At 33.9% G+C, this 14,693-nt stretch carries 13 protein-coding genes; 7 read left to right on the forward strand and 6 right to left on the reverse strand.

Annotated features, from left to right (window positions below):
• Position 1: 1 nt before the first annotated feature.
• The 6 genes from FLP_RS18560 to recF all read right to left on the reverse strand — a co-directional run bounded on the left by FLP_RS18560 (position 2) and on the right by recF (position 5,672).
• Positions 2-469, reverse strand: coding sequence for a GNAT family N-acetyltransferase (locus tag FLP_RS18560; RefSeq protein ID WP_065450983.1), 468 nt, complete (start codon positions 467-469; stop codon positions 2-4).
• Positions 470-600: 131 nt separating this feature from the next.
• Positions 601-1,614 (reverse strand): UDP-N-acetylmuramate dehydrogenase, encoded by a 1,014-nt coding sequence (murB, locus tag FLP_RS18565; protein ID WP_065450984.1) that lies wholly within the window; start codon positions 1,612-1,614, stop codon positions 601-603.
• 214 nt (positions 1,615-1,828) lie between these two features.
• On the reverse strand, positions 1,829-2,887 hold the full coding sequence (locus tag FLP_RS18570) for a glycosyltransferase (protein WP_065450985.1): 1,059 nt from the start codon (positions 2,885-2,887) through the stop codon (positions 1,829-1,831).
• Between the two features lie 97 nt (positions 2,888-2,984).
• Positions 2,985-3,662 (reverse strand): DUF2461 domain-containing protein, encoded by a 678-nt coding sequence (locus tag FLP_RS18575; protein ID WP_065450986.1) that lies wholly within the window; start codon positions 3,660-3,662, stop codon positions 2,985-2,987.
• A gap of 10 nt (positions 3,663-3,672) precedes the next feature.
• Positions 3,673-4,371 carry a thioredoxin domain-containing protein gene (locus FLP_RS18580; protein ID WP_065450987.1) on the reverse strand — a complete coding sequence of 233 codons (699 nt, stop codon included), beginning with the start codon at positions 4,369-4,371 and terminating at the stop codon, positions 3,673-3,675.
• Positions 4,372-4,592: 221 nt separating this feature from the next.
• Entirely contained in the window at positions 4,593-5,672 is a 1,080-nt protein-coding gene (recF, locus tag FLP_RS18585; protein ID WP_065450988.1) for a DNA replication/repair protein RecF, read from the reverse strand.
• Positions 5,673-6,086: 414 nt separating this feature from the next.
• Between recF and FLP_RS18590 the strand changes: the two genes are divergently transcribed.
• From FLP_RS18590 to FLP_RS18620, 7 genes are all read left to right on the forward strand, one after another.
• Positions 6,087-6,872 (forward strand): tetratricopeptide repeat protein, encoded by a 786-nt coding sequence (locus FLP_RS18590; RefSeq protein ID WP_065450989.1) that lies wholly within the window; start codon positions 6,087-6,089, stop codon positions 6,870-6,872.
• A gap of 75 nt (positions 6,873-6,947) precedes the next feature.
• Positions 6,948-7,520 carry a 6,7-dimethyl-8-ribityllumazine synthase gene (gene ribH / locus FLP_RS18595; protein WP_065450990.1) on the forward strand — a complete coding sequence of 191 codons (573 nt, stop codon included), beginning with the start codon at positions 6,948-6,950 and terminating at the stop codon, positions 7,518-7,520.
• A gap of 164 nt (positions 7,521-7,684) precedes the next feature.
• Positions 7,685-9,601 carry a DNA mismatch repair endonuclease MutL gene (mutL, locus tag FLP_RS18600; protein WP_065450991.1) on the forward strand — a complete coding sequence of 639 codons (1,917 nt, stop codon included), beginning with the start codon at positions 7,685-7,687 and terminating at the stop codon, positions 9,599-9,601.
• Positions 9,598-10,347: a rhomboid family intramembrane serine protease gene (locus FLP_RS18605; protein WP_083195905.1), complete on the forward strand. Its 750-nt coding sequence runs from the start codon at positions 9,598-9,600 to the stop codon at positions 10,345-10,347. Before mutL ends, FLP_RS18605 begins: the two co-directional genes overlap by 4 nt.
• A 43-nt stretch (positions 10,348-10,390) precedes the next feature.
• On the forward strand, positions 10,391-11,254 hold the full coding sequence (locus tag FLP_RS18610) for a rhomboid family protein (RefSeq protein WP_065450992.1): 864 nt from the start codon (positions 10,391-10,393) through the stop codon (positions 11,252-11,254).
• A gap of 48 nt (positions 11,255-11,302) precedes the next feature.
• Positions 11,303-12,319, forward strand: coding sequence for an endonuclease/exonuclease/phosphatase family protein (locus tag FLP_RS18615; RefSeq protein WP_089477453.1), 1,017 nt, complete (start codon positions 11,303-11,305; stop codon positions 12,317-12,319).
• 161 nt (positions 12,320-12,480) lie between these two features.
• Positions 12,481-14,643 carry a S9 family peptidase gene (locus FLP_RS18620; RefSeq protein ID WP_065450994.1) on the forward strand — a complete coding sequence of 721 codons (2,163 nt, stop codon included), beginning with the start codon at positions 12,481-12,483 and terminating at the stop codon, positions 14,641-14,643.
• The last annotated feature ends 50 nt before the right edge of the window (positions 14,644-14,693 follow it).

Genomic DNA, 14,693 nt, shown 5'->3' on the forward strand with positions numbered 1-14,693 from the left:
TTTATGAATTTTGATTTAAAGATTTTTCCAGACAAATGGCTTCCGGTCGATCTATATATTTTCCGTAATTCGAAATTACTTTATATCCTTGTTTTTGATAAAAATGAACAGCACTTTCATTTTTTACTCGTGTTTCTAAAACCAAATTGGTATAACCAAGATTGACAGCTTCATTTTCTAAAAAACCTAAAATCGTTTGTCCAATTTTCTTTCCCTGATATTTGGCATACATTCGTTTTACTTCTCCGATATTTTGATCAATTGGCCTAATAGCGCCGCAACCCACAATTTCAGAATTAATTTCAGCTATGACAAATACAAATTTTGAATTTTCATTCTCCCAATCCTGAAAAGAATTTTTTCCATCACTTCCAAAACGAAGGTAAAGATTTTCTGATAATTCTTTTGTAATTGCCAAAACTTTTTCGTTGTTTGGATTTACTATTTTTATAGAAATACTTTGTGTCATCTTATTTGAAGAAAATGAGTTTTTTAGATTTGTCACATCGAGCGAAGTCGAGATGCTTTGTTGATATAGAGGACTTCGACTTCGCTCAGTTTGACAATATTTTTAATTTGTGAATTAGTGAAATTTGTGTTTTATATCACATTAACTTCCGCTTCAATATGAATCCCAAACTTTTCGAAAACAGTTTTTTGAACATCTCTCGAAACGGCTAAAATTTCCTGTCCTGTTGCGTTACCATAATTTACCAAAACCAAAGCCTGATTTTTATGAACTCCGGCATCACCAAAACGTTTTCCTTTAAAACCTGCTTGTTCGATTAACCAGCCTGCCGGAACTTTTACCTCAGTTTCAGAAACTTCATAATATTTCATTTCGGGAAACTTTGGATGAATTTTTTCGAAATCAGATTTTAATAAAATCGGGTTTTTAAAGAAACTTCCGCTATTTCCTAATTCTTTAGGATCGGGTAATTTGCTTTGTCTGATGGCGATTACAGCATTACTCACGTCTTTTAAAGTTGGAGTTGTCACATTGTTTTTAGCCAATTCAGCCGTAATATCTCCGTACGAAGTATTGATTTTGTGATTGCGTTTTGTGAGTTTATAAATTACCGAAGTGATAATATATTGATCTTTAACTTCATTTTTAAAAATGCTTTCTCTGTAACCAAAATTACATTCGGCATTGGTGAAGGTTTTTATTTCCTGAGTTTCAATATTTATGGCTTCGCAAGAAACAAAAGTGTCTTTTATTTCTGTTCCGTAAGCACCAATATTCTGAACAGGAGTTGTACCGACATTTCCTGGAATCAGAGACATGTTTTCTAAACCTCCAAAATTGTTATCAATAGTATAGAGTACGAAATCATGCCAGGTTTCTCCAGCCTGACTTTCGACCCAAACAAAATCATTATCTTCTTTAATAATTTTCTTGCCCTTTAAATCTATATGAATGACCAACGCCTCAATATCTTTGGTTAAAAGCATATTGCTTCCTCCGCCTAAAATAAATTTTTTCTCGTTTTTGTATTGTTTTAAAATTGATTTTAATTCGTCTACTGAATGAACAGCAACAAATTGTTTGGCTTTGGCTTCGATACCAAAAGTATTGTGGTTTTTTAAAGAAAAATTGGATTGGATTTCCATAAATAATAGGCTTTTATAATCTGAGTTCAAAAGTAAGGATTATAATTTTTTTTAACCGCAAAGTTCGCAAGGATTTACGCGAAGTCCGCAAAGTTTATGTATGCGTGGTATTGTAAAAAGGCAAAGTTCGCAAAGCTTTGTATTAATCAAGCTTTGCGAACTTCTTTGTTTATGAATATTCAACAGATAAAAAAAAACCTTGCGGACTTTGCGGTTAAATTTTTGAATCCAGCAATTCATGATATTTATCCGCAATAATCTTCATATTAATATCATAATTCGCATTTGCCTCTACAAATTTTCTGTTTTGAATAACGGCCTGATTTCGGGATTCAGCATTTTCAAAAGACCAAATTAGTTCTTCTGCCAAAATTTTGATATTATCAATTTCAATTAACTGTCCGTTTTCGCGATGCTTGATCCAGCTTTGATTTCCTGGGATATCCGAAACTACAGGATAACAGCTACAAGCCATTGCCTCGAATAAAGAAGCCGAAACTCCTTCTGTAATTGGCATGCTGATATAGGTATTTGATTGTTGCAATAATTTAGGAAGTTCAGTGTTTGGGATTCTTCCTGTAAAAATTACTTTGTTTTCGATTTGAAGTTCTCTTGCTAAGTCTTTTAAGAATTGCAAGCGTGTTCCGTCTCCAACAATGGTCAACGAAAAATCGATTCCTTTTTGATGTAAAATCGCAAAAGCTCTTAAAATCGAATCATGTCGGTATTCCGGTTGTAAAGATCGCGTTACAATTGCTTCAATTTTGTTTGAATTATTGATTGAAGGAGAAAAAAGAGATAAATCAATTCCTTTTGGGATCATCAAAACTTTATTCATATCAACGCCAATTGCTTTCATCGAAATCGTCATTACCGGACCCCAGGCATGAATTAAATCGGCTTTTTTGAAAGCGTGTCTCTGAATGATTTTTTTCAGTGGTAATAAAAGCGAGCCTTCCGGCCATAAATCTGTTCGGCCTTGTTGTGCAATTGCGATAGGATGCATTCCTGAAATCGCTGCAAGAAAACCATAGCTGGTTGTTCTTTCTGCAATAATCATATCCGGTTTTTCTCGGCGGATTGTTTTTCGAATAGAAAGAGGAGAAAAAACATATTCTAAAATACGCTTGAATCGGTTGAGTTTTGAATTGTTGGGTGTTTGAAGTTCCCAGGTGCAAATTTCAAAATCGCCAAATTCTTTCAAACCATTCATCCACGTAATCGCATCCGCACGATAAGATTCTCCCAGAAAAAGTATTTTTCTTTTTTTCATGCGATGATTTTTTTTGCCACAGATTAAAGGATTTAAAAGATTTCTTTACTAATCTGTGTTACTCTGTGAAATCTGTGGCAAAAATAGATCTAATTTTTTAAAATTCATCCGTCTCTAAGGCGCGATTGATGAATTCGTTTAAAGGTTTTAAAGCAATTAGTTTTTTGCTCATTTTGGCAACAAAGTCTTTTTGAGTGACTTCAGCAAAATCATATTTTTGAGTAGCTGTGAAACTTTTTAGTTTTAAAAACTCAATTGCAGGATGGTCTTTTTCGTAACCTCGTGGCGGGTTTTTAAGCGAATTGGTTTCATTTATATCCAAACTTCCAAACTCCTTCTTAAAGTTTTTGTCGGTAATAATTGCTTCCAGATCATCATGAAAAAAAGCGATTTCTTTACGTACTTTTTTTAAATCTTCCGCCTCTGGCGAATAAAATCCGCCGGCGATAAAACTGGCGCCTTTTTCTATATGTACATAATATCCAGCACGGTTAGCACCTTTAGCGCCGGTAGACATCCAAACGCCTAAATGGACTTTATACGGCGATTTGTCTTTAGAGAATCGAATGTCGCGATTGATTCTAAAAGTACAGTTTTTAACTTCCAGTAATTCTAATGACGGATCAAGCGGTTTCATTACGTCAAGAAAATCACTTACTAACTGGTGATAATCTTTTTTGAAAATTTCGTATCTCTTTTTGTTATCCTGAAACCAATCTCTGTTATTGTTCTTTTTTAAATCGTCTAAAAATTGCAATGATTCTTTCGTTAGCATATTCTTTATTTTATTGCAGTTGTTTTTTTAAGTCTTCTTCACTGATAAAACCGGTTGTTTTCCATTGTACGGCTTTGTTTTCGTATAATACAATTGTTGGTAATTGGTCAATTTTTAGTTGAGTTGCCAATGTTTTGTTCTTATCTACATCAATTCTAATAATCTTTACTTTATCTGCCATATCTTTTTGCATTGTTAAAAGAAACGGTTCCATTTGCTTGCAAGGTCCGCACCAAACAGCATAAAAATCGACCAAAACCTTTTTGTCTGAATTTAATAAATCATTAAAATCATTCATAGACATTCCGGCTTCTGCCGCTGCAGGAATTCCAAATCCTTCTTCGTTCCAGTTCAGGAAACCGCCATCTAATTCGTAGACAGTATTAAAACCTAATTCTTTTAGTTTTGCGGCTGCTTTTTTGCTTCTTCCTCCGCTTAAGCAATAGACAAAGACAGGTTTTGATTTGTCGTAAGATGCTGCTTTTGCTTCAAAATCGTCACTGTTCCAGTTTACGTTTTTGGCTTTGTCGATATGTTCAGATTCGAATTCGTCAGGAGTTCGAACGTCTAAAATTTGTGGATGATCGGTTGTTTTAATTTTTTCTGCAAATTCTTTTGGATGCAGTGATTCAAAAGAGCTTGATTTTTTATCGTTGCAGGAAATGAATACAACTGAAACTATTAGCAATAAAATTTTGGGGAATTTCATGGGATTAAATTTTAAAAATGGTATCGCTAAAGTAATGATTTTTCAATTTATATTTTCGCCACGAATTTCACGAATTAGTACAAATTAGTTTTTCTGAAAAATGAATTTCACAAAACTTATCTATTTTAGATTGATTTTAAAATTTAAATAAGAAAATAATTAGCGTTAATTCGTGAAATTGCTTCGCCTATTCGCTATCGCTCGGGTCGTGGCAAAAAAAATCACAAATTAAATATCTTATAACTCTGATGTGTCGATTTTACAATAGTTTCGGTACGTTCCGGATGTGTATCTGAAATAAAGAGCTGACCAAAAGTCTCGCTGTTGACCATTTCGATAATTTTACCAACCCGGGTTTCGTCAAGCTTATCAAAAATATCATCAAAAAGCAATAACGGTTTTACACCGCTTTGTTTTTTTAGAAATTCAAACTGAGCTAATTTCAAAGCGATCAAAAATGATTTTTGCTGACCTTGCGATCCGAATTTTTTTATAGGATGCGAGTCAATCTCAAAAGACAAATCGTCTTTATGAATTCCTACGCTTGTGTAATGCAACGCGCGATCTCTGTTGATGTTTTCCTGTAAAAGCGTTAATAGGTCTTTTTCAAACAAATGACTTTCGTAAACTAGTTGTACCGTTTCTTCAGATCCGGTTATGGCCTGATGATGTACATTAAATATAGGTATAAATTGTTCGAGGAAATCTTTTCTTTTTTCAAAAATCGATTGTCCAAAACTATTCAGTTGTTCATTATATATAGATAAGGTATCATTATCGAAAGTATGATTCAGGGCAAAATACTTCAGTAAAGCATTTCGCTGAACAATTACTTTCTGGTATTGAATAAGCTGATGCAGATAAGTGGAGTCTAATTGCGAGATTACGCTGTCCATAAATTTACGTCGTGTTTCGCTTCCTTCAATAATTAAATCACGATCTGCGGGAGAAATAATTACTAACGGAATAAACCCAATATGATCTGAGAATTTATCATACGCTTTTCCGTTTCGTTTTAAAATTTTCTTTTGCCCTTTTTTTAAACTGCAAACAATTTGTTCTGCTCTGTCATTTTTTTCGAGTTCGGCATCAATAACAAAAAACTCTTCTCCGTGTTTGATGTTTTGCACAGCCAACGGATTAAAATAACTTTTTCCGTAAGCCAAATGATAAATGGCATCAAGCACATTCGTTTTTCCAATTCCGTTTTTACCTACAAAACAATTGATCTTGCGGTCAAAATCAAAACTGACTTCGGAGAAATTTTTATAATTGAATAAAGAAATTTTGTTTAAATACATTTTTTTCGAAACTGTAATGATAAAAGTTGGCGTTTCCAGTTTATTACTTTTTCCTGCAGATTAGGTTTTTTCTACAGCTCCACATAACTATCGTGATAAAAGATTAAAAAGGATTTTGTTCTGCAAATTTAATTGAATAAATGCGTAATCTGTTACAATCTGTGAAATCTGTGGTTAAAAATTACTTTTAATGGTATTGGAAATTTTTATTAAGTAGAAAATAGTAAGATGCAAATGGCTAAAAAGATCCAAATAGTTAGGCTTTTAGGGGATTTTGGGATGAATTATTTCGGGATTAAAGAGTAAGAATTGGCTGTTTAGTGAATTATTTTTTTTAAATAGATATAAATTTGCTTTTTTTTACGTTAGTTTCAATAAAAATTTTATTTTTGCCGTTCACTAAATTAATTTTAAATGGCTACTTACAATAAAAGAGGATATAAAGCACCAAAGGAAAAGGAAGTTAAAGAGGAGGTTGTGAATGAAGAACAACAAGTAATTCTTGATGGAAAAAACAGTACTACAGCTGACGTTTTTTCTAAATTAGATGAAACTGCTTCAAAAACTGAGGATTGGGTTGCTAAAAATCAAAAAATCATTATTGGTTTAGTTGCCGGTATTGCTGTGGCTACTATTGGATATTTGGCTTACCAAAAATTCATCGAAGCTCCTAAACAAGACGAAGCTGCAAGCGAAATGTTTGTTGCTCAGCAAAATTTTGATAAAGCGACAAATGGTGTAGCTAGTGATTCATTATACAAATTGGCTTTGAATGGTTCTGAAGGTAAATTCGGATTCGTGAAAATTGCTGAAGAATATTCTGGAACTGATGCTGGAAATTTAGCGAACTATTATGCTGGTATGGCATATTTGAATACAGGTAAATTTGATGATGCTATTAAGTATTTAGGTAACTTTAAATCTAAAGAAGCTATCGTTAATGCTTTGGCAATTGGTGGAATTGGAGACGCTTATTCTCAAAAAAACCAACAAAAAGAAGCTTTGGACTACTATGTAAAAGCAGCTGAATCTAACAAAAACGATTTTACGACACCTCGTTTCTTATTAAAAGCTGGAAAAACGGCTTTGGCTTTAGGTCAAAAAGAAGACGCTTTGAAATATTTAACAGATATTAAAGAAAACTACGATACAACTCCAGAAGCAGCTTCTGTAGATGTATTGATTGGATTAGCGCAATAATATTATTGCAGAGTTTAGATTTTAGATTTTAGATTTGTATTTTAGCAATCTGAAATAAAAATCTAAATATCAAAGATGGCTACCGAAAATAAAAATTTATCCGAATACGATAAAAACACGATCCCAAATGCGAAAGATTTTCGATTTGGGATTGTTGTTTCTGAGTGGAACGAAACCATAACAGAAGGGCTTTATAATGGTGCTTTTGAAGCATTAATTGATAATGAAGTTCCGGCTCAACAAATTATTCGCTGGAATGTTCCGGGAAGTTTTGAGCTGATTTATGGTGCGAAGAAAATGTTGCAGACACAAAATGTAGATGCGGTAATTGTAATTGGATGCGTAATCCAGGGGCAAACCAAGCATTTTGATTTTGTATGCGAAGGCGTAACACAGGGAATTAAAGATTTGAATGTTCAAACTGATATTCCGGTTATTTTTTGTGTTTTAACAGATAACAATATGCAGCAATCAATTGACAGAAGTGGAGGAATTCACGGAAACAAAGGAACCGAAGCTGCAATTGCTGCGATTAAAATGGCCTATATCCGCCAGCAAGCTTCGATGTCACATCCTTTTCATCAGCCTTTGTTGGCTTCAGGAGCAATTCAGATAGAAGAAACACCGATAAAAATCGAGAAAGAATAGCAATATTTTTCTTCTAAAATATTAAAAACCTGTACTGTGTAAAATAGTACAGGTTTTTTGTTTTTTTTATGACAGCACTTATTCTAAAAGCCAAGAGAAATTCATTAAATTTGTGCTTCTTGGTTCGAAAATTTTAACCTTAACTTTTTAATTATTTTTTCTTAATGTCGAGTATCATTCAATTACTTCCTGATCACGTTGCTAACCAAATTGCCGCTGGAGAAGTGGTTCAAAGACCTGCTTCAGTCGTAAAAGAGCTGTTAGAAAATGCTGTTGATGCTAAAGCAACTGACATTAAGTTGATTATTAAAGATGCCGGAAAATCATTAGTTCAGGTAATTGATAATGGTTCAGGAATGAGTGTGACCGATGCCCGTTTGTGTTTTGAGCGTCATGCCACTTCTAAAATCCGTCAGGCAGAGGATTTGTTTTCGTTATGTACAAAAGGTTTTCGTGGAGAAGCATTGGCTTCTATTGCGGCAATTGCGCACATGGAAATGAAAACCAAGCAAGATCAGGACGAACTGGGAACGCATATTGTCATCGAAGGCAGTAAATTTGTTTCGCAGGAAGTAGCTGTTTTACCAAAAGGAACTTCGTTTGCTGTTAAAAATTTATTTTTTAATATTCCGGCTCGTCGTAATTTCTTAAAGTCTGATGTAGTTGAATTTCGTCATGTTATGGATGAGTTTCAGCGTGTAGCTTTGGCGCATCCTAATATTCATTTTACGTTTTACCATAACGGCAGCGAAATGTATAATTTGCCTGCTGCAGGTTATCGCCAGCGTATTGTTGGGATTATGTCCGGCAAAACCAATGAAAAACTCGTTCCGGTTAACGAAGATACAGAGATCATCAATGTTCAGGGATTTGTTTGCAAACCCGAATTTGCCAAGAAGAGCAGGGGAGAACAGTTCTTTTTTGTAAACGATCGTTTCATAAAAAGTGGTTATCTGCATCATGCTGTAATGGCAGCTTATGACGGACTTTTGAAAGATGGTTCACAGCCAAGTTATTTCTTGTTTTTACAAGTTCCGCCTAATACAATCGATATCAATATTCATCCTACTAAAACAGAAATTAAGTTTGATGATGAACAAGCGTTATATGCTATTTTAAGAGCTTCGATCAAACATAGTTTAGGGCAATTTAATGTTGCGCCTGTTCTTGATTTTGATCGCGATGCCAATCTAGACACGCCCTATCACTATAAAGATTTAGAGGCAGAAACGCCAACAATTCAGGTCGACGGAACTTTTAATCCGTTTACAGATGATAAAACCAATCAGCATTATGCTAAATCGAGTTCTGGTTCAAGCTCAGGTTCTGGTTCCAGTTTTAGTTCAGGTTCAGGATCAAATTCATATTCGGGATATAATAAAAGAGTAGAGCCAACGGCAACGTGGGAAAGTTTATATGTTGGTCTGGAAACCGATACAATAGAAAGCTCACCTTTTACATTCGAAAATGAAGAAGTAACTTCGTCCTTGTTCAATGATAATGAAATTGAGCAGGCAAGTCAGGGAACGTATCAAATTCATAAAAAATACATTGTTTCGCCTATAAAATCCGGGATGGTAATCGTTGATCAGCAACGTGCGCATCAACGTATTTTATACGAACAATTTTTGCTTAATATGACTGTAAACCAGGCTTCGAGTCAGCAATTGCTGTTTCCGCTGAATTTGTTTTATTCTTCTGATGAAATGACATTAATCGAAGAATTAAAACCTTCTCTAGAAACAACCGGTTTTGTGTTTGAAGACGCACAGACCGATCATATTGTGATTTCAGGAATTCCGGTAAATATTACCGAAAGTGAAGTTTCTCTTGTAATAGAACAATTATTAAGTGATTTACAAGACGGAATCCCGGCTAGCAGTTATAGCCAGAATGATACAATTGCCAAATCGATGGCCAAAAGTTTAGCGGTTAAAACAGGATCTTATTTAACCGAAAAAGAACAAGATAATTTGGTAAACGGTTTGTTTGCCTGTAAAGATCCAAATATTTCACCTTTTCAAAAACCTACTTTCATCACCATGCGTGTGGAAGATATAGATAAAAAGTTTGCCTTATGATGAATATGACTCCCGTTGTAAAACAATTATTGATAATTAATATTATCTTTTTTATTGGTTCTCAATTAGTGCCGGTTTCTTATGAATATTTTGCTATGTTTTTTCCTGAAAATCCAAATTTCAGAGCATGGCAGCCTATAACGCACATGTTTATGCATGGCGGCATTATGCATATTGCTTTCAATATGATTGCAATGGTTTCTTTTGGATCAGCATTAGAACATTTTTGGGGAGGTAAGAAATTTTTATTTTTCTATATTTCATGTGGTTTAGGAGCCGCGTTACTACATACAGCAGTAAATTATTATTCTTTTCAGGATACTATGAATGTTTTAATGGCTAACGGGTATCAGAAAGCAGATGTTATGAAGCTTTTAAGCGAAGGTAAAATCGATACAAGATGGCAGGATTTAGTTTCTGTTTCGCAGTTTTCAAGTTTTACAGATTCTTATATTGGTACAGTTGTAGGTGCTTCTGGTGCTATTTATGGCTTACTTACAGCTTTCGCTTTTATGTTTCCTAATGCTGAGTTAGCTCTTATGTTTATTCCTATTCCTATTAAGGCTAAATATTTTGTACCTGGAATTTTATTTATTGATTTATTCTTAGGATTCAGAGGAAGTTCTTTGTTTGGAAGCGGAGGAACAGGTATCGCCCATTTTGCACACGTTGGTGGAGCTTTGACTGGATTTTTGATTATGTGGTACTGGAAAAAAAATCAGTTTAATAATAATCGTTGGAATTAATTTTTAACTTTAATAGGGCAAATAAAAACTAAAAAAAGCTTTTATGAATATTCTTGATGATTTAAAATTACAATATAAATTAGGTGGTATAGCAATGCGTGTTATTTACTGGAACGTTGCTTGTTTTATAATCGCTTTAGTATTTTTTTATCAGTATTCAGGAGGTGGTTTTGCTTATCCAAATTGGCTCGCTTTATCATCAGATCCAAATGTGTTTTTGTTTAAACCGTGGACATTCTTAACGTATGCTTTTTTTCATGCATCGTTTTGGCATTTATTGTTCAATATGATGGTTTTAAATTTTGCCAGTAATTTGTTCCTGACCTTTTTTACTCAAAAGCAATATTTAGGTTTGTACATTTTGGGTGCAATTTTCTCTGGAGTTGTTTTTGCGCTAAGTTTTTATTTTTCAAACGTAGCAGGTTCTATTGTTGGTGCTTCAGCGGCTATTATGGCAATCCTGGTTGCGGTAACGACTTATCAGCCTTTAATGGGAGTGCGTTTAATGTTTTTTGGCAACGTTAAACTTTGGCACATTACAGCTGTAATTTTGGTTTTGGATTTAATGCAGTTTAGATTAGAGAACACCGGTGGACATATTTCGCATTTGGCTGGAGCAGTTTTCGGTTTTCTATTTATTAAATTGCTTCAAAACGGAACAGATTTAAGTAAGATAGTGTCCAGAACATTAGATTTCTTTACCAATCTTTTCAAAAGATCCCCTTCGACCCCTTTCAAAAAAGTTCATAAAAATTACCAAAAACCTACAGAAAAAGTGACTTCAAGAATTGTTACGAAAGACAAAACGCAACAACAAATTGATGAAATTTTAGACAAGATTAGCCAGTCTGGTTATGATTGTTTAACAAAAGAAGAAAAAGAGTTTTTATTTAAAGCTGGAAAATAATCCTTTTAGCATAAAAATATGAAAAACCTTTCGTGGTTTAATAAAATAATGTTCTTTTTGAATATAGTACTGACTGTAGTAACATTTAGTATTTATATTTTACCTTTTTTGGCGCCTAGAAGTTTTCCGCTTCTATCGGTGTTTACACTTTTTATGCCTGTATTTTTTGTATTGAATGGGTTCTTCTTTTTTTATTGGGCAATTCAGTTTAAAAAGCGTCTTATTTTGTCCGGTTTGGTTTTGCTGACGGGTATCACATTTATCAGCAAGTTTTATAAATTCTCTGCCAAGGAATATATCAAGGACGAAAAAGACTTCTCTGTAATGAGTTACAACGTACGTCTTTTTAATGTTTTTAAATGGCTGGACCGAGATGATATTCCGTCAAATATAAAGGCTTTTATCGACGAGCAAGATCCGGACATTCTCTGTATTCAGGAATACTCCAATTCGGCTCATATCGACTTAAAAGTGTATCCTCATCGTTATATATTTATAGATGGCAATCAGATAAAAACAGGTCAGGCTATTTTTTCTAAGTTTCCTATTATAAATGAGGGAAATATTATTTTTCCTAAGTCTGATAATAACGTAATTTATGCAGATATAAAACGTGGTACAAATGTTATCAGAATTTATAATATGCATTTACAATCCATTAAGATTTCGCCTGATGTAAGTAATATTTCAAATGATATTGACAATGTAAATCAGGAAAAGTCGCAGCTGATTTATACCCGAATAAGTAAAGGATTCAGGCAACAGCAGGAGCAGGCTGAAATATTTAAAGAGAATATTAAAAAATGTAAAACTCCGTTTATTATTTGCGGTGACATGAATAATAGCCCTTTTTCGTATGTGTATCGAAGTATAAAAGGAAAACAAAAAGATGCTTTTGAAGAAGCGGGAGAAGGTTTTGGTGCAACTTACAAATTCCGCTATTATCCAGCCCGAATTGACTATATTTTTACCGACAGCAAAATGAAAGTAAAAGGATTTGAAAGCTTTCCTGATTTTGAAAACTCAGATCATTATCCTATAATGGCAAGGCTTTCTATGGAGTAGTGCTTTTAACCATAAAAGAGCGCAAAGGTTTATTTAGAGTTCCTAAAGTTTAATTAATAAGCTTTACGAACTTTGCTTTTCTAACCTTTGCGCTCTTTGTGTTTAAGAGAATAATCTAAAAGATTAAAGAAATTGAACAATTACTAAATACCAACTAAATCATGATTAAAAAACATTTTTTATTACTTCTTTTTGTTTGCTCAGGTATATTTGCTCAGAAAGATATTGACATTAACGAGTTAAAATGGCTGCCAAATTCGCATTCATTTTGGGTAAATTCAGCTGAGAATATTTTGGTTTATGATGTAGGTAAAATAGATCAGAGTACAACTGTTTTAACCGCTAAACAATTAAAGGACGCTGGTTTTAATGGAAACATCGAAGAGTTGGTCTGGAATCAAAATAAGACAAAAGTATTGGTTTATACCAACTCAAAAAAAGTATGGCGTGCTAATACAAAAGGAGATTATTGGTTCTTTGATTTAGTAACCGGAAAAGGACGAAAACTTGGAGTAACCTTAGAAGAATCGTCTCTTATGTTTGCAAAGTTCTCTAGTGATAATGAAAATGTTGCATATGTTTCAAAACATAATATTTATCTTGAAAATCTAACTTCAGGTAAAATTACGGCTTTAACAACTGACGGAACGGATAAGGTTATTAACGGAACTTTTGATTGGGTTTATGAAGAAGAATTAGCAGCAAGAGATGGATTTCGTTGGAGTCCTGACGGAAAGAGTATTGCTTTTTGGCGTGTTGATGCAACAGATACAAAATTTCATTTGATGATTAATAATACGGATGCTTTATATCCGTTTGTTGTTCCTGTTGAATATCCTAAAGCGGGAGAAAAACCTTCGGCTGCGAAGATTGGAGTTATTGATGTTGCTTCTGTAAAAACAAATTGGCTTAATATTCCGGGTGAACCTGATAATAATTATTTGGTTCGTATGGAATGGGTTGCCGCAAATGAAGTAATGGTAATTCAGCTTAACAGACATCAAAACCAAGCTTCTATTTATAATTGTAACACTCAATCAGGAAAAGCAAATTTAATTTATCAGGAGAAATCTCCTGAGTGGATTGATGTTTTCGATATTTCTTCAGGAGTTTATGATGGTTTTCCATGTCAGTTTGTAGATAACGGAAAAGCTTTTTTATGGAGTTCTGATGCTGATGGCTGGATGCATGTTTATAAAATTAGCCGCGACGGAAAAAAGAAGGAGCTAATTACAACCGGAAAGTTTGATGCCTATTTTAAAGCCTATAATGAGAAAACAAAATCTATCTATTATATTGCCAGTCCAACAGACGCAACACAACGCTATTTGTATGAAACAAATTTGAATTCGAAGAAAACAAAAAGACTTACGCCCGAAGCTTTTGAGGGGACTAATAAATATGAATTCTCTACAGACGGATCTTATGCAAAACACACCAATTCTAATATCAACCGTAATCCAAATGTAAGATTAGTTTCGCTTTCAGATCATAAAAAAATACTGCCAAAAGAAGATGATGTTTTTACGGCTCCTGCTCGTGCATTTTCTTTAGAAAAATTTAAAGTAACCACCGTTGATGGTGTTGAAATGGATGGGATAATGGCAAAGCCTCTGGATTTTGATTCAACTAAAAAATACCCACTGTTTTTTTATGTTTATGGCGAGCCAGTAGCTACTGTCGCGAATGACGTGCCGTATTTTAATGGATTTATAGATCATTTGATTCCAAAAGGATATATCGGGATTGCAATGGACAACAGGGGAACTCCATCTCTTAAAGGAACAAAATGGAGGAAATCTATTTATAAAAATATCGGAATTATCAATACGCGTGATCAGGCGATGGCGGCTAAAGAAGTTTTGAAATGGAATTTTATCGATAAAGATAGAGTTGCTGTTCACGGATGGAGCGGTGGTGGCGCTGTCACTTTGAATTTGATGTTTCAGTATCCGGAAATATACAAAACGGGGGTAGCGATTGCTGCAGTTACAGATCAGCATTTTTATGATAATATATACACGGAACGTTATATGGGATTGCCAGATGAAAATGAATCGGCTTATATTCAGGCTTCTCCGGTGACTCATGCGAAGAATTTAAAAGGAAATTTGCTTTATATTCACGGAACGGGAGATGATAATGTGCATTATAAAAATGCTGAGGTTTTGATCAATGAACTAATTAAATATGATAAAGTTTTTAATTTAATGATTTATCCAAATCGTTCGCACTCAATTTACGAAGGTGATGGTACCCGCAAGCATTTGATCGATACTTTTTTGAAATTTATAGAAGAAAAATGTCCTCCGGGAGCAAAGTAAGTAAACTCTGAAAATAAAAAAAAGGAGAATTTCATAATGAAATCCCCTTT

This window comes from Flavobacterium piscis (genome assembly GCF_001686925.1).
Classification (GTDB): Bacteria; Bacteroidota; Bacteroidia; order Flavobacteriales; family Flavobacteriaceae; genus Flavobacterium; species Flavobacterium piscis.